Source organism: Methylobacterium oxalidis (genome assembly GCF_007992195.1).
In the GTDB taxonomy this organism is placed as follows: Bacteria; Pseudomonadota; Alphaproteobacteria; order Rhizobiales; family Beijerinckiaceae; genus Methylobacterium; species Methylobacterium oxalidis.
Genome location: NZ_BJZU01000114.1, coordinates 1 through 15,523, shown reverse-complemented (window position 1 = coordinate 15,523; position 15,523 = coordinate 1). Strand labels below are relative to the sequence as shown.

At 72.0% G+C, this 15,523-nt stretch carries 16 protein-coding genes; 4 read left to right on the top strand and 12 right to left on the bottom strand.

Annotation, left to right across the window (positions count from 1 at the left end):
• Positions 1-46 precede the first annotated feature (46 nt).
• Positions 47-568: a DUF2244 domain-containing protein gene (locus MOX02_RS23190; RefSeq protein ID WP_147028199.1), complete on the bottom strand. Its 522-nt coding sequence runs from the start codon at positions 566-568 to the stop codon at positions 47-49.
• 20 nt (positions 569-588) lie between these two features.
• Here MOX02_RS23190 and nth point away from each other — a divergent pair, with 20 nt between their 5' ends.
• Both nth and purC read left to right on the top strand, forming a co-directional pair.
• On the top strand, positions 589-1,317 hold the full coding sequence (nth, locus tag MOX02_RS23185; RefSeq protein WP_147028198.1) for an endonuclease III: 729 nt from the start codon (positions 589-591) through the stop codon (positions 1,315-1,317).
• Between the two features lie 225 nt (positions 1,318-1,542).
• The gene (purC, locus tag MOX02_RS23180; RefSeq protein WP_109891388.1) at positions 1,543-2,337 is read left to right on the top strand and encodes a phosphoribosylaminoimidazolesuccinocarboxamide synthase; all 795 of its coding nucleotides are present in this window, start codon (positions 1,543-1,545) and stop codon (positions 2,335-2,337) included.
• A gap of 66 nt (positions 2,338-2,403) precedes the next feature.
• On the opposite strand, the gene MOX02_RS23175 is transcribed toward purC, so the two are convergent.
• The 3 genes from MOX02_RS23175 to MOX02_RS23165 are packed head-to-tail and all read right to left on the bottom strand — an operon-like array spanning position 2,404 to position 5,666.
• Positions 2,404-4,413, bottom strand: coding sequence for a glycosyltransferase family 2 protein (locus MOX02_RS23175; RefSeq protein WP_147028197.1), 2,010 nt, complete (start codon positions 4,411-4,413; stop codon positions 2,404-2,406).
• 37 nt (positions 4,414-4,450) lie between these two features.
• Positions 4,451-5,083 carry a hypothetical protein gene (locus MOX02_RS23170; RefSeq protein WP_147028196.1) on the bottom strand — a complete coding sequence of 211 codons (633 nt, stop codon included), beginning with the start codon at positions 5,081-5,083 and terminating at the stop codon, positions 4,451-4,453.
• A 43-nt stretch (positions 5,084-5,126) separates the two neighbouring features.
• Positions 5,127-5,666 carry an invasion associated locus B family protein gene (locus tag MOX02_RS23165; RefSeq protein ID WP_147028195.1) on the bottom strand — a complete coding sequence of 180 codons (540 nt, stop codon included), beginning with the start codon at positions 5,664-5,666 and terminating at the stop codon, positions 5,127-5,129.
• Between the two features lie 184 nt (positions 5,667-5,850).
• Here MOX02_RS23165 and MOX02_RS23160 point away from each other — a divergent pair, with 184 nt between their 5' ends.
• Positions 5,851-6,228: a hypothetical protein gene (locus MOX02_RS23160; RefSeq protein ID WP_147028194.1), complete on the top strand. Its 378-nt coding sequence runs from the start codon at positions 5,851-5,853 to the stop codon at positions 6,226-6,228.
• Between the two features lie 71 nt (positions 6,229-6,299).
• Here MOX02_RS23160 and MOX02_RS23155 read toward each other — a convergent pair whose 3' ends face one another.
• From MOX02_RS23155 to MOX02_RS23120, 8 genes are all read right to left on the bottom strand, one after another.
• Complete coding sequence (locus tag MOX02_RS23155) at positions 6,300-7,034, bottom strand: M48 family metallopeptidase (RefSeq protein ID WP_147028193.1); 735 nt, start codon at positions 7,032-7,034, stop codon at positions 6,300-6,302.
• A 318-nt stretch (positions 7,035-7,352) separates the two neighbouring features.
• Positions 7,353-8,735, bottom strand: coding sequence for a class II 3-deoxy-7-phosphoheptulonate synthase (locus MOX02_RS23150; RefSeq protein WP_147028192.1), 1,383 nt, complete (start codon positions 8,733-8,735; stop codon positions 7,353-7,355).
• Positions 8,736-8,836: 101 nt separating this feature from the next.
• Complete coding sequence (locus MOX02_RS23145; RefSeq protein ID WP_147028191.1) at positions 8,837-10,540, bottom strand: methyl-accepting chemotaxis protein; 1,704 nt, start codon at positions 10,538-10,540, stop codon at positions 8,837-8,839.
• Positions 10,541-10,722: 182 nt separating this feature from the next.
• A complete protein-coding gene (locus MOX02_RS23140) occupies positions 10,723-11,022 on the bottom strand; it encodes an RNA polymerase sigma factor region1.1 domain-containing protein (protein ID WP_147028190.1) in 300 nt (99 codons plus the stop codon).
• A 56-nt stretch (positions 11,023-11,078) separates the two neighbouring features.
• Positions 11,079-12,464, bottom strand: coding sequence for a glutathione-disulfide reductase (gene gor / locus MOX02_RS23135; RefSeq protein WP_147028189.1), 1,386 nt, complete (start codon positions 12,462-12,464; stop codon positions 11,079-11,081).
• Positions 12,465-12,555: 91 nt separating this feature from the next.
• Entirely contained in the window at positions 12,556-13,122 is a 567-nt protein-coding gene (locus tag MOX02_RS23130) for a DUF2059 domain-containing protein (RefSeq protein WP_147028188.1), read from the bottom strand.
• A gap of 86 nt (positions 13,123-13,208) precedes the next feature.
• Complete coding sequence (gene rpiA / locus MOX02_RS23125; protein WP_147028187.1) at positions 13,209-13,922, bottom strand: ribose-5-phosphate isomerase RpiA; 714 nt, start codon at positions 13,920-13,922, stop codon at positions 13,209-13,211.
• Between the two features lie 147 nt (positions 13,923-14,069).
• Positions 14,070-14,522: a hypothetical protein gene (locus tag MOX02_RS23120; RefSeq protein ID WP_147028186.1), complete on the bottom strand. Its 453-nt coding sequence runs from the start codon at positions 14,520-14,522 to the stop codon at positions 14,070-14,072.
• Positions 14,523-14,702: 180 nt separating this feature from the next.
• Here MOX02_RS23120 and MOX02_RS23115 point away from each other — a divergent pair, with 180 nt between their 5' ends.
• Positions 14,703-15,401, top strand: a complete 699-nt coding sequence (locus MOX02_RS23115; protein ID WP_147028185.1) for an HAD family hydrolase — start codon at positions 14,703-14,705, stop codon at positions 15,399-15,401.
• Positions 15,402-15,523 lie beyond the last annotated feature (122 nt).

Sequence of the window (15,523 nt, the reverse complement as noted above, 5' to 3'; positions counted from 1 at the left end):
ACGGGCCGATGAATTTCCTGCGACGAGTCGATGACGGGTCTGTCGTTCAGAAACCCTTCTTTGCGGCAGCCAGCGCTCGGTCGAGCCCTCTCGCGATGCGCGCCCGCTCCTCGGGAGAGGCGTCGCGGGCGACGAGCACCTCTTCGCGGCGAGAGATGAACGACAGTCGCTGAAGCCCGTACTCCTCGTCCTCGACCTTGGCGATCTTCGTCCAGAGCGGATTGAAGCGCCACTCGCGGCGCTCGCCCCTGTGGCTCACCCGCGCGAGCAGCACCTCGATCTGCGAGATCATGACTTCCTCGAAGGAGCGGCCGCGGCGCGCACTGACCTTCAGGGCCGCGTAGAGGGCCAGCATGTCGATGCCGAAGAAGCCGGCGACGGGCCAGAAACCCATCCGGATGCACCAGATGGAGGTCACGACGGAGACGAGGCAGCAGCCGACCATCACGACGCGAAATCCCCTCTGTCCGAGGGATCGGTGCGGCCGGATCGTGGCCGAGAAGATGGGTCGATCGACGCTGTCGGGGTCGAGACCGTCCGGATGGGCAGGAAGGTTGCCGCTCGCCATGCGCGCAATATAAGGCACGCATGGCCCACCGTAAGTCGATCAGCGCCCGGAACAGACGCGTCGGGGCCGAACTCACGGCGCCGATCGTCGCATCCGTTAACACTGCGCCCGAACCGGTCGGACTGGAGGCCGTGGCCGAGATCTTCGCGCGGCTGCGCGCGGCGAATCCGGAGCCGCGGGCGGAGCTCGAGTATCGCAACCCCTTCACGCTCCTTGTGGCCGTGGTTCTCTCCGCTCAGGCGACCGACCGCAGCGTGAACCTCGCGACAGCCCCCCTCTTCGCGATCGCCGACACACCGGAGAAGATGCTCGCCCTCGGCGAGGAGCGGGTCCGCGATTTCATCCGCACGATCGGGCTCTTCAACACGAAGGCGAAGAACGTGATCGCCCTCTCGAAGATCCTGGTGGAGCGGCACGGTGGGGCCGTACCGCGCTCGCGCGAGGCGCTGGAGATCCTCCCTGGAGTCGGCACCAAGACGGCGAGCGTGGTGCTGAACGTCGCGTTCGGCGTCGAGACGATCGCGGTCGACACCCATATCTTCCGCGTGTCGAACCGGATTCCGCTGGTCGTCGCACCGACGACAGACAAGGTCCAAGCGGGCCTCGAAGGCATCGTGCCGCCGGCTTACCGGCTCAACGCCCATCACTGGCTGATCCTGTTCGGCCGCTACATCTGCAAGGCGCGACGTCCCGAGTGCCCGCGCTGCCCTATCAACGACCTCTGCCGCTACCCGTCGAAAACCCTCTGACGGGGCTGGGCGCGCACTCCGCCAAGCCTTCCGCCGTGCCTCACGCGCCGTGCGCGAGCGGATCGTGCGCAAGGCCGGCGCGTTGTGCTGCAAACCCGCTTCGGGTACTTTGGCTGCCGGCCGCCGGTGGCGATCGGCAACGATAAGCGCGTGCGGCCCGGCCTCAGATCAGGTCGCCACGCCGCGGATTCCGCACATCGTTCGGTCGCCAAGGAGTCACGGCTTATGGACTTCCTCAAACCACGGTACACGCCTATGAACCGCCGCCGTCGCATCTACGAGGGCAAGGCGAAGGTCCTCTACGAGGGTCCCGAGCCCGGAACGCTCATCCAGCACTTCAAGGACGACGCGACCGCCTTCAACGCGAAGAAGCACGAGGTTATCGACGGCAAGGGCGTGCTGAACAACCGGATCTCGGAGTTCGTCTTCCAGCACCTCAACGACATCGGCGTGCCGACCCACTTCATCCGGCGCCTGAACATGCGCGAGCAGCTGATCCGCGAGGTGGAGATCATCCCTCTCGAGGTGGTGGTCCGCAACGTGGCGGCGGGCTCGCTGGCGACCCGGCTCGGCCTGGAAGAGGGCACGCAACTGCCGCGCTCGATCATCGAGTTCTACTACAAGAACGACCAGCTCAATGATCCGATGGTCTCGGAGGAGCACATCACCGCCTTCGGCTGGGCGACGCCGCAGGAGATCGACGACATCATGGCGCTCGCGATCCGGGTGAACGACTTCCTGTCGGGCCTGTTCCTCGGCGTCGGCATCCGCCTCGTCGACTTCAAGATGGAGACCGGCCGCCTCTGGGAAGGCGACCTGATGCGCATCGTCGTGGCGGACGAGATCTCACCGGATTCCTGCCGCCTCTGGGACATCAAGTCCTCGGACAAGCTCGACAAGGACAGGTTCCGGAAGGATCTGGGCGGCCTGATCGAGGCCTACACCGAGGTCGCCAAGCGCCTCGGCATCATGTCCGAGAACGAGAAGGTGCAGACCGGGGGACCGCGCCTCGTCCAGTGACGAGCCGGCAGGCAGAGACCGCGGCATCCGAGGGGCCCCGCGCGAGCGGCGGCCCCTTCTGCTGTCTCACTCCAGATCCTCGCCGAAGGTCGTGACCGACAGGGCGGGGTGGTAGAATGGATCGTGGCGGATGGCGCCTCGCCAGCGTTCCGAGAAGCGCGCCGCCTCCGCCTCGAAGCGGCGGCGCGCGGCGCCCACTGCCGGACCCCGGCTGACGGATTCGAGATGGGCGAGGACCGCCTCGGGCGTCCAGACCGTCTTCCATCCCCGAGAGCCGAGGCGCAGGCAGAAATCGACGTCGTTGAAGTCGATCGGGAACGTCTCGGCGTCGAAGCCGCCGACGGCCTCGTAGCGCGCCCGGCTCACGGCGAGACAGGCGGCCGTCACCGCCGAGACTTCGTGCGCCACCCGCAACTGTCCGAGGCGGCCGGGCGTCACCGGGGCCCGCCGGCGGAGCGTGTGCCCGGCCCGGCCGCCGAGCCCGACGACGACGCCAGCGTGCTGCAGGCGGCCGTCGCCGTAGAGGAGCTTGGCGCCGACCGCCCCCACCTCCGGGCGGGATACCTGCCTTACCATCGCCTCGAGCCAGCCGGCTTCCAGCACGGCGACGTCGTTGTTGAGGAGGACCACCACGTCGCCCGACGCCTCCGCGACGCCGGCATTGACCATGGCGGAGAAGTTGAAGGCCGCGGGATAGGGCACGATCCGGACGCGCCTGTCCTGGCGCAGTGCCTCGTAGTGGGAGAGCACGCCGGGATCGGTCGAGCCGTTGTCGACGATGACGAGCTCGAGGGGCGCGTAGGCGGTCTCGTGCAGGACGCCGCGGCAGGCGCGGGAGATCAGGTCGAGCCGGTCGCGCGAGGGGATGACGACCGTGACCTTCGGCACTGGCTCAGGCAGCGGCCAGACCAGGCGGAGGCCCTCCCGCCGCGGCTCGGCCGTGGCGCGAATACCCGCCTCGGAGAAGTGGCGGGACACGCCGTCGGCAGACGGCATCTCCGCCGCTGCCGCCATCCGGCAAAGGACCTGCGGGACGTGCGCGGCCTGGCGGGCCGAGGCCGTCGTCACCGCCATCGCGGAACGGAGCGCGGCCGGATCCGCGACCGGCCTCTGGAGCTGGGCCACCAGGGGCGCGGCCAGCAGCGCGGGGCGTCCGACATAGCCCGTGGCGAGGGCGAGGTCGGGGCTCCAGTCCGGCTTCAGGATGGGACAGCCATCGGGCCCTGTCGCGTCGGCGTAGGCGAGATCGAGGTCCGGCCGGCCGGAGAGGCAGGAGGCGAGGAGCGCCAGCGCGTCGGCCCGCAGAGCGTCGCCGGGCACGAGGTGGAGGAGCGCGTCGGCGTCGGCGCAGAGATCCGCGAGGCTGTCCCCATCCCGAAAGGGGCGCTGGTCGATGCGGGGGTCGTGCGCGTGGAGGGGACGGCTGCCGGGACCGTGCAGGATGGTCGCCTGCCAGGACGTATGGGACTGGGCGGCGAGCGAGGCGAGCGTGTCGCCGAGCCCCCCCTCCCCTGCCGCGGCGGCGATGATCGCGCGGACGCGAAAAGCCGGGTTTGCGGGTGTGATGGTCGGCGTGCACGCCCGCGCGGCCGCCCAGGCGTCGTAGCGGGCGAGCGGCGTGACCGCGCAGGCCCCCCGGAGGATGTCCCGGAAACGGCGCTCGTCGCGGCGCGCGAAGGTGTAGAGGGCGGGGATCAAGCGCTTCGGCCGCTTGAGGAAACACTCGGCGAAGACGCTCGCCTGCGTGCGCAGTCCGACCCGCGTCAGGAGGGTGCCCGGCCCCAGCGCGAGGCCGATCGCGCGCAGGTCCGCGGGCAGCAGCCCGAGCCAGTGCGCGGTGCCGGCGACGACGCCTGGAAGCAGGAATTCCTCGGCGTGATGGTCGGCGCGCATCAGCCGCAGCATCGGGCGCAGCGGCGGGGCGGCCGGATCGCCCCGGAAGCTGAGCGTGACCCAGTTCCCCGCCCCCGGCCGCGACAGCACGAGGCGGCGGTCGAAGACGGGATCGTCGCCCGGCTCGAGGGTGAAGGGCGTCTCGCGGCCGAGCCAGGGCCGCGCACCCGCCGGTGTCGCCATGCCGGGCGCCGTCAGGCCGCGGGCGGCCGGGCCGCCCTCACTGGCTCGCGCCGGTCTGCTCGGGAGAGGCCGGAGCGGCGGCCACCGGCGCCTTGCGGCGCGGGGCCGGCTTGGCCGCCTTCGGCCCGCTGCCGCCGAGGCCGACCTCGATCTCGTAGTCGCGGGTCATGGCGGCCGGGACCGTGATGTCCTCCTCGATCACCGAGAAGAAGCCCTGCGCCTCGCCGGGAGCCACGGTCGTCGCGATGCGGCGGAAGCGGGAGGTGACGACCTTCTCGTCCGACTTGATGGCGATGGTGAGCGGGACGTCGAAGCGGCCGGGCGCGCCGGCCGGTCCGAGAAGGACGCGCCCCTCGACGCCGACCTTCACGGTGATCGAGCCGTCCTCCCGGCGGGTGCACTCGCGGGCGAGCCGACCGAGCGTGATCTGCGTGCGGATGTTCGGCTTGTCGGCCGTGCGGCCGGCGAGCGTCTGCAGGGCGGCACCGCCCTCCGAGACGCCGACCGGCGGGCAGTAGGGCGCCTCCAGCTCCTTCGGCTGGGAGGGCGGCACCGTGGGGCCGCCGTACTTGAAGATGTTGCTGAGGAAGTTGCCGTCCTCGGCGCGGGCCCCGGTCGCGGCGAGCGCCAGAAGGAGCGCCGGAACGCACGCTGTCAGCCGAACACGCATCACACCCTCCTCCCGCCGCCTCGCGCGCCTCTCATCGGCGTAGCTACTTCAGGTTGTCGAAGCCGGTGCCGAAGCCCTTCATCGAGAGCGGGATGCCCACCCCCTCCTCCGGCGTCTGGAACACGATGAAGGTCGCCTGCGTGCCGGCCTTGAACTGCCGGATCAGGTTCTCGTCCATGACGACCTCGGCGACGCAGCCCGTGGTCAGGCAGCGCACGAAGCCCGCGCGCCCGATATCGGTCTGGTCGATCTTCAGGCCGAGCCCGGAGGGCAGCAGGATGCCCAGCGGCGCCACGACCCGCAGCAGGTAGCCGCGGTTGTCGGCGGTCTTCAGGACGATGACGACGAGGCTGAGGTTCGGCCGGTCCTCGGCGGCGAGATACTGGACGAGCGCGCACTGCTCCGCCTTGGCGCCCGCCGGGGTCTCGCAGCGGAGCTGCCAGTCGTCGAAGGTCTTGCGCACCGTGCCCTGCGCCAGCGCCCCTGTGGGCGCGAGCCCGGAAAGACAGGTGAGCGCGACGGCGAGGGGCGCGACGAGGCGCCGGACACGATCGAGCCACTTGCGCAGACCCACGCCACACATCCTTGCTGGAGCACCCCGGCGCCGGAACGGGCGCGGGGCCGAGAGCCCGGTGTTCCGACCATGCTGGGCCGTGCCCTGTCAAGCGATGCGGCGAGGCTCATTTTCGCCACATTGTGCTACCCCTCGGCGCGGCCAAGCTCTAGATTGGGGGAACGTGCGGTTCTGTCCCGGATCGAGTCCTCCCATGCGTCACATCCTCCTGCCGGCCTTTCTCCTCGTCGCCGGCCTCGCGCCGGCCTGCGCCCAGGGCCTCCCCGTGGGCGAGACGACCTATGTCGAGCGCTCGCTGAACACCACAGCGACGCTGACGGTGGAGCACCCCCCGGTCTCCCGGAACCCGTACGGGCGGCGCGCCGGCTCCTCGGCCGAGATCGCCGGCTTCTGCCGGGACGGCGGCTTCATCCGCCGGCGGGACGCCTACGGCCACGCCGTGATCGTGCGCCAGCGCGAACTCTGCGACAGCGTGGCGCCGCGCACCCAGAACCCCGGCGAGGTCGACCCGCGCCCGACCTGGCCGGTGGAGCGGGTCTCCCGCGAGCGCGTGCTGCGCGCCAAGGGCTGAGCGGCACGGGCTCGGCGGCACGGGCTGACGTCCGCCCGAACGGAAGGGGCGGGCCGCAGAGCCGCCGCCGCTCAGCCGTAGCGGTGGAGGCTCGCGCCGTTGCGCTTCAGCCAGGCTTCCGCCTCGTCGACGTTCGGGCAGATCTCGCCGACGAGCGCCCAGAAGCGCGGGGAATGGTTCATCTCGCGCAGGTGCGCCATCTCGTGGGCGACGAGGTAGTCGAGCACGAGGGGCGGCGCCAGGATCAGGCGCCAGGAGAAGTTGAGCTCGCCGCGCGCCGTGCAGGAGCCCCAGCGGCTGCGGGTGTCGCGCACGGTGATGCGCGTCGGCCCCTGCCCCAGCGCCGCCGCGTAGCGCGCGACCGCGACCGCGAGGTCGGCGCGGACCTCGCGCTGCAGCCAGTCCCTGACCCGCCGGGCGACGAAGTCCGTCTCGCAGGAGACGGAGATGACCGCCTCCTCGCCGACCCGCTCGATCCGGGTCGCGCCGCTGCGCAGGCCGCGCTGCTCGATCCGGTGCGGCACGCCCCGCAGCGGCAGCACGGCGCCCGGTGCGAACGGCACCTTGGCGGGCACGCGCGCGAGCCGGGCCGCGATCCAGCCGCCGTGGCTCTCGGCGAAACGCTGCGCCGTGGGGATCGCGGTGCGCGACGGCAGGGTGAGGATGACCTCGCCGGTGGCTTGCGAGACGCGCAGGGTCAAGCGCCGCGCCGCCGGGCGCCGACGCAGGCAGACGCGGAAGGTCTCGCCCGCGTGGGCAACCTCGAGATGATCCGGATCGGGCCGACGCAGGAGGGCGATGGGCATGCCCAAGCTTAGCTGCGCGGGGGCCTCCGCTCCAGCAGCGCTTCCGCAACGCGCGCGAATTTTCAGTGGCTGGAGGAGGCGCGCCGTGCCGGCCCGCAGGGTGTTCCACAGGGCGCGCGCGCCGCGCCAGGAACCGCAAAACGCCCCCGTCCGTTGAAGCGAGCTAAGTTTCAACGGAGAGTTGCAATGCTGAAGGGCGGCCTTCTCTGGCTGATCGGGATTCCGCTCCCGATCATCCTGCTGATCTACTTCTTCACCAACTGGTTGCACTGACGCGGGCGGCGCCGCGGATCACCGCGGCGCCCCTGATCGTCAGGCTCACTCGGCCGCGTCGAGGCGCGGCCGCTCGAAGGCCGCGCGCTCGCGCTTGACGAGCTCGGCCGTCAGGAAGGCGACCTCCAGGGCCTGCTCCGCGTTGAGGCGCGGGTCGCAGTAGGTGTGGTAGCGGTCCTGCAGGTCGTCCGCGGTGAGCGCCCGGGCGCCGCCCGTGCACTCGGTGACGTCCTTGCCGGTCATCTCCAGGTGGATGCCGCCGGCCACCGTGCCCTCGGCGCGGTGCACGCCGAAGAAGCCCTCGATCTCCTGCATCACCCGCTCGAAGGGCCGCGTCTTGTAGCGGCCGGCCGCGATGGTGTTGCCGTGCATCGGGTCGCAGGCCCAGACGACCTTGCGGCCCTCGCGCTCCACGGCCCGGATCAGGCCCGGCAGGTGCTCGCCCACCTTGTCCGCGCCGAAGCGGCAGATCAGCGTCAGGCGCCCGGCCTCGTCGTCGGGGTTCAGCACGTCGATGAGGCGGATGAGGCCATCCGCCGTCATCGAGGGCCCGCACTTGAGGCCGATCGGGTTCCTGATGCCCCGGGCGTACTCGATATGCGCGTGGTCGGGCTGGCGCGTGCGGTCGCCCACCCAGAGCATGTGGCCCGAGGTGGCGTACCAGTCGCCGCTCGTCGAATCGACGCGGGTCAGCGCCTCCTCGTAGCCGAGCAGCAGCGCCTCGTGGCTCGTGAAGAAATCGGTGGTGCGCACCTCCTGGTGCGTCTCCGGGTTGATGCCGATGGCGCGCATGAAGTCGAGCGCATCGCTCATCCGCTCCGCCACGTCCTGGTAGCGGGAGGATTGCGGCGAGTCCTTCACGAAGCCGAGCATCCAGCGATGCGCGTTCTCGAGGTTGGCGTAGCCGCCGGTGGCGAAGGCGCGCAAGAGGTTCAGCGTCGCCGCCGACTGGCGGTAGGCCTCGAGCTGGCGGCGCGGATCGGGGACGCGCGCCTCCTCCGAGAAGGTCAGCCCGTTGATGATGTCGCCGCGGTAGCTCGGCAGAGCGACCCCGTCGAGCGTCTCGGTGGGCGAGGAGCGCGGCTTGGCGAACTGCCCGGCGATGCGGCCGACCTTCACCACGGGCGAGCCGCCCGCGAAGGTGAGCACCAGCGCCATCTGCAGGAAGACGCGGAAGAAGTCGCGGATGTTGTCGGCGGAGTGCTCGTCGAAGCTCTCGGCGCAGTCGCCGCCCTGGAGCAGGAACGCCTCCCCGGCCGCGACGCGGGCCAGCGACGCCTTCAGCTTGCGCGCCTCACCGGCGAAGACGAGGGGCGGAAAGCTCGCGAGTTGGGCCTCCACGCCCTGGAGCGCGGCGGCGTCCGGATAGGCCGGCACCTGCTGGATCGGCAGGTCGCGCCAAGTCTTCGGTGTCCAACGCTCGCCCATGTTCGTCTCCCAGGCACCTCGTCCGCCTGACCGCGCGCGCGGGAAAGCCGCGCGCGAGCGCGGCTTATAGGAGGGTTTGCGGGGAGAAGCGAGAGGCCGGCTCAGGCGGCTCGGACCGTGGCCAGGAACGTGTCCACCTCCTGACCGAGCCGCTCGGACTGGCGCGACAGCTCGGAGGCCGAGGCGAGCACCTGACTCGCCGCCGCCCCGGTCTCCTCGGCCGCGCCCGCGACCCCCGCGATGTTGCTCGTCACCTCGTGCGTGCCCGCGGCCGCCTGGGTGACGTTGCGGACGATCTCCGAGGTGGCGCCGTTCTGCTCCTCGACGGCGGAGGAGATCGCGTTCGCCACGGCGCTTATGTCCTGGATGCGGCCCGAGATCGCCCCGATCGCCCGGACCGCCTCCTGCATCGAGCCCTGGATCTGGCCGACCTGACCGCCGATCTCCTCCGTCGCCCGGCCGGTCTGGGCGGCGAGCTCCTTGACCTCGGTGGCGACGACCGCGAAGCCGCGCCCCGCCTCGCCGGCGCGCGCCGCCTCGATCGTGGCGTTGAGGGCCAGGAGATTGGTCTGGCCCGCGATGTTCGAGATCAGGCCGACGATGCTGCCGATGCGCCCGGCCGCCTCGCTCAGGTCCTGCACGAGATGGGCGGTGGCATCGGCCTCCCGCACCGCGCCGGCGGCGAGATCGGCGGAGCCGGACGCCTGGCGCCCGATCTCGGCGACGGAGGCGCCGAGTTCCTGCGCCGCGGCGGCGACCGTGCCCACGTTCCCGGCCGCCTGCTCGGCGGCGGCCGCCACCGTGGTCGATTGGCTCGCCGTCTCGGCGGCGGTGGCCGTCATCTGCTGGGCCGTGGCCTGGAGTTCGGTGGCCGAGGCGGAGACCGTGCGGACGATGCCCCCGACCGCCGCCTGGAAGCGGTCGGCCAGATCCAGCATGGTCCGGCGGCGCTCGACGGCGGCGGCCTCGTCGGCGATGCGCTTGCGCTCGGCCTCGTCGGCGGCCTTGCGGGCGACCATCGCCTTGATGGCGTCGACGGCACGGGCGACCGCGCCGACCTCGTCGCCGCGCGCGGCCTCGCGGATCGCGAGATCGGACTCGCCGCCCGCCATGCGTTGCAGGACGCCGACGAGGTTCGCGAGCGGCCGGGTCACGCCGAAGACGACGATGGCGCCCGCCAGGAGCGCGGCGGAGAGGAGGCCGAGGGTGGCGAAGAGGATCAGCGTCCGGGTGCCGTCCGCGGCCACGGAAGCGGCCTGCTCCTTGGCGCTCGCCAGCTCCCTGGTCAGGAACTCGGTGCGCGCGTCGAGCCATTCCAGGATCTTCAGGCGGGCCGGGATGCCCACGTCCCGGGCGAGCGCGAACGCCTCGTCGGACGCGGCCGTCCCGCTCGTGCTGATCTCGGCGACGCGGTCGAGGATCCCGAAGAAGCCGTCGACGTCCGCGCGCAGCTTCCGGTTGGCCTCGCGCCGCTCCTCCGTACGCGCCAGGGCGATGAGCCGATCGGTGGCCTTCCGGGCGACGGCCATGGCCGCCTGCTGGCGGACCCGGAAGCGGCTCTTCGCCTCGGGCCGCGTCTCCAGGAGGATGTTGCGGTCCATCACCGCCGCCTCGATCACGCCGATCTGCACGCGGCCGAGGGCCTCGAGCCGCGCGGCCTGGACGTCGACGATCTCCGCCGTCCGCTGCGCGAGGTCGACGAGGAGCGAGCGCGCGTAGAGCGTCAGCCCCGCCCCGATCGCCATGGTGAGCGCGATGGGTATCGCGATCTTGAAGACCAGTCTGAGATTGCTCAATATCGTCATGTTCGATCACGTCGGATTGCGTAAGGAAACGCGATCGAAGCTGTATTGCCCTGGTTAATCGTTCGTTTATGCAGTCTATCCGGGGCGAATATTCAACTGAAGATGAAACAATAATTTATTGCATCTTAGGAGTGTGCCGGCGCCGCGCCGCCGGGACGTTGCCGGGCGGGGTCGCCCGCCCGTCAGCCCGCCTCGCCGTCCTCGACCTCGATGCCGTGCTCGGCCAGGATCCAGAAGATCGCCTCCAGATCCTCCGGCGTGACGTCGCGGGGCGGCAGGGCCTCCTCGAGGTCGTCGTAGGTCAGGCAGCGGGTGCGCTCGGCCTCCGCCTTGGCGAGCAGCCGGTCGACGGCGTGGCGGATGTCGGCCGGCAGGGCGTGGTGGCTGGGCAGGCGGTAGGTGTAGGCGGGACGCAGGGCGTCGGCCAGCATCCCGTCGATGATGGCCTGCCGTCTCGCCTGCGCGTCGTCTCGCTTGCCCATGGGGCCAATATGGACCGGCCGTGCTCGGCGTCGAGGGTGCGGAAGCGTCCGCGGCCTCAGCCCACCGCCACCGGGCGTTTCGTCACGGCCGGAACCCGCATGGTCACGAGCTCCTCGCTCGCGGTCGGGTGGACCGCGATGGTCCGGTCGAAATCCGCCTTGGTGGCGCCCATGGTCACCGCGATGCCGACCGCCTGGATGATCTCGCCCGCGTCGTGGCCGAAGAGGTGGACGCCCACGACCTTGTCGCTCGCGCAATCCACGACGACCTTCATCAGCACCTTCTCGTCGCGGCCCGAGAGCGTGGCCTTCATGGGGCGGAAGCTCGCCTTGTAGACGTCGATCCGGCCGTAGATGTCCCGGGCCACGTCCTCGTTGTGGCCGACGACGCCGATCTCCGGCGTCGAGAACACGGCGGTCGGGATCAGGCGGTGGTCGACGCACCAGGGCTTGTTGCCGAACACGGTGTCGGCGAAGGCGTGGCCCTCGCGGATGGCGATGGGCGTGAGGTTCGCCCGGTTGGTGACGTCGCCCACCGCGTAGATCGACGGCACGGTGGTGCGCGAGGTCGCGTCGACCGGGATGGCGCCGGCGCCGTCGAGGGCGATCCCGACGCGCTCGAGCCCGAGCCCGGCGACGTTCGGGCGGCGGCCGGTGGCGACCAGCACCTGATCGACCACGATCTCGGAGCCGTCGTCGAGGCGGGCCGCGACGGCGCCGTCCCGGCGCTCCAGGCTCTGCACGGTGCGGCCGAGGCGCAGGTCCATGCGCCTGGAATAGGCCTCGCCGAGCGCGTCGCGGATCTCGTCGTCGAAGCCGCGCAGGAGCCGGTCGCCCCGGTGCAGCAGCGTCGTGCGGGATCCCAGGCCCGCGAACACGCCCGCGAACTCGACGGCGATGTAACCGCCGCCGACCACGAGGATGCGGTCCGGCCGGGTCTCCAGGTCGAAGACCTCGTTCGAGGTGATGGCGAGCTCCGCCCCCGGGATCACCGGCTCCTTCACCGGCGAGGCGCCGACCGCCACGAGGATGAAGCGGGCGCGCACCCGCTGCCCGCTGCCGAGGAGGCGCACCGTGTGGGCGTCCTCGATGACGGCGCGCTCGGGCACGATCTCGACGCCCGCGCGCATCAGGTTGGTGTCGTAGATGCCCTCCAGGCGGGTCACCTCGGCATCGCGCCGCCGCTTGAGCACCGACCAGTCGAAGCGCGGCTCGGGCACGCTCCAGCCGAAGCCCGCCGCGTCCTCGAACTCGTCGGCGAAGCGGCCGGCATAGACCATCAGCTTCTTCGGGACGCAGCCGCGGATGACGCAGGTGCCGCCGACCCGGTACTCCTCCGCGAGCTTGACGCGGGCCCCGTAGCCCGCCGCGATCCGCGCCGCGCGCACGCCGCCGGAGCCGCCCCCGATCACGAAGAGGTCGACGTCGAAAGTTTCGCTCATGCGCTCATCCTGCTTGCCGGCGCCCGCGCCCTGCGGGCACGTGGCGATCCGAGTGCCGGAGGTCCAGCCGGGCCGGACCCCCGCGGGCGCGTCACTGGAGCTGGTGGCCGCGCTTGCCCATCTCGGCGCGCACCCGGACCATGACGTATTCCGAGACGTCCTGCGTCCAGGTCTGCATGGCGCCGACCATCTCGTCGAGCACCTGCGGCTGCGTCTGCACGTAGCGCTTGCCCGCGGGCGAGCGGAAGAAGTTCGCGACGTCCTGAAGCTCCGCCTCGCTGAGCTGCCGGGCGTAGATGTTGGCGGCGACGCCGATCATGCGCTGCTTCTGCAGCTCCATCTCGGGCTCGAGCGCCGTCAGCACCTCCTCCAGGTCCTTCTGCAGCTCGGGCCGGGTGATCGCCTGCTTGCGGATCTGCTCGGCGAAGGCCGGGATGATCGAGTCGAACGAGCGGGCGATGCCCGAGCCCAGCATCACCTCGCGGGCGAGGGCGAGGTGGTTCGGGGAGAGCGCGGGCGCGGCGGGCGTCGCCGGCGCGGCCGCGGCGGGCTTCCCCGCGGGCTTGTTCGCCTGCGCGAGGGCCGCGCCGGACCCCGTGACCTGGAGGCCGGCGGCGAGGAGGCTCGCCAGGGCGGCGGCGAGGATGCGGCGTGACATGGCGGGCGCTCCGAGCTTCGTCTGGTTCTGTCTGCGGTGATCCGGCGCGCGGGGACGCGGCGCCCGGGAGGGGTGGAGGGGGTCGGTCAGTCGAGGGTGCCGAGGACCGTGACCTCGGCGCTGCCGTCGCGGTCGGCCGCGAGGATCGCGGCGTCCGCGATGCCGAGGAACAGGCCGTGCTCGACGACGCCGGGCACGGCCCAGAGCGCCGTCGACAGGGCCTCCGGGTCGGGGATGCGGCCGAGATGGGCGTCGAGGATGTGGTGGCCGCCGTCGGTCCTGAGCGGGTCGCCCGCCTGCGTGCGGCGCAGCGACACCGCGCCCGCGCAGCCGGAGCGCGCGACGGCCGCCTCGACCGCCAGCTGCGTGGCGGCGAGCCCGAACGGGTTCACCTCGATCGGCAGCGGGAAGCGGCCGAGCGTCTCGACGCGCTTGGCCGCGTCCGCGATCACCACCATGCGGCGGCTGGCGCAGGCCACGATCTTCTCGCGCAGGAGCGCGGCCCCGCCGCCCTTGATGAGCCGGAGCCGCCCGTCGACCTCGTCGGCGCCGTCGATGGTCAGGTCGAGCTCGGGGACCTCGTCGAGGGTCGCGAGGCGGATGCCGGCGCCGGCGGCGGCCGCGTGCGTGGCCTCCGAGGTCGGCACGCCCACGATGTCGAGCCCTGCCCGGACGCGCTCGCCGAGCAGCGCGACGAAGGCGTTGGCGGTGGAGCCGGTGCCGAGCCCCAGCCGCATGCCGGGGCGGACGAGGTCCAGCGCGCGGGCGGCCGCGGCCTTGCGCAGATCGGGTCCGCTCAACGGGGGCCTCCGGCGGTGATGGATGGGGGTGCGCGCATGTCTGCCACGGCTGGGGCCTCGCGGGGTCGGCTCACGGGGTCGACGGCGGCCGTTAGCACGCGCGCCGCGCGGGCAAAAGCCGCCGTTCGATCACGACGCGGCCTTGCCTCAGGGCCGGCCGCCCTGCGGGGGGGTGGCGCTCGGGCCGGCGCGGCCCGGCGCCGGGCCGGTCGTCGGCGCCTCGCCGGTGCCGCCGGCGGTGGGATTCGCCTGCTGCGTGCAGACCACCACCTCCTCCTTCACCTGCACGTAGCAGATGCTCATCTCGCCGGTGCGGTAGTTGACCCGGAACACGCCCGCCTCGCGGGTGTGGCGGGAGGCGACGAGGCCGTACTCGGAGGGCGTCTGCGCGGTCGCGCCCTCGCCCGCGCCGAAGCACAGGGTCTGGCCGATGCCGCCGCCCTCGCGCAGGCCGTACTGGCAGGAGGTGACCTCCCCGGTGATCTTGTCGATCCGGTAGACGCGGTTGAGGTCGATCTGGGGGGCGGGCACGAACTCGAAGGAGGCGGCGAGCGCGGGCGCGGCGTGGAGCGCCGCGAGGATCGTCAGGAGGGTACGCATGTCGGGTCTCGCGAGGAGGCGGTGGCACCCCTTCGGCGAGCTTTCGGGCGAGGTTTGGGCAGCCGCGCCCGCAGCGCGCGGCTGCCCCCTGGCATCACCCCCTGCTTGATCGGGCGGGCGGGCCCCGCTAGCGAGGCCGGGACACGCCGCCCGCGCCCCGCCCCCGAGACCGGACCTGCCATGACATCCCTGCCGCCCATCGCCGTGTTCGACCTCGACGGCACGCTCGCCGAGACCGCGGGGGACCTCGTCGGCACCCTCAACGTGCTGCTGCGGCGCGAGGGCCTGCCGGCGCTGCCGCTGGAGGAGGCCCGCGACATGATCGGCGCCGGCGCCAATGCGCTGATCCAGCGGGGCTTTTCGGCGGCCGGCGAGCCGCTCCCGACGGACCGGTTGGAGCGGCTGTTCGAGGCGTTCCTGGAGCATTACGGCGCGCATCTGTGCGACCATTCCCACCTCTACGACGGACTCGTCGAGGCCCTCGACCGCCTGCAGGCGGACGGGTTCCTGCTCGCGGTCTGCACCAACAAGGTGGAGGAGCACGCGGTCGCTCTCCTCGACCGGCTCGGGATCGGGCAGCGCTTCGCGGCGATCTGCGGCCGGGCCACCTTCCCGTTCTTCAAGCCGGACCCGCGCCACATCACCGCGACGATCGAGCGGGCGAAGGGCGACCCGGCCCGCGCCGTCATGGTGGGCGATTCCCGCTCGGACGTGGACGCCGCCAAGGCGGCCGGGATTCCGGTCGTGGCGGTGACCTTCGGCTACACGGACACCCCGGTCGAGGAGCTCGGGCCGGATCGGGTGATCTCGCATTTCAGCGAGCTCCCCGGCGCCGTCGAGGCGCTGGTGCCGGGCCGGCGCGCCCGCGCGGCGGAGTGAGCGGGGGCACATCCGGAGTGGCCGCACCCCGCAGCCGGCCGGAGCCGACGCGCCCCCTCTCCCGTTCGGGAGAGGGTTGGGGTGAGGGGTGCGACATTTCCGGATCACGCGCACCCCTCACC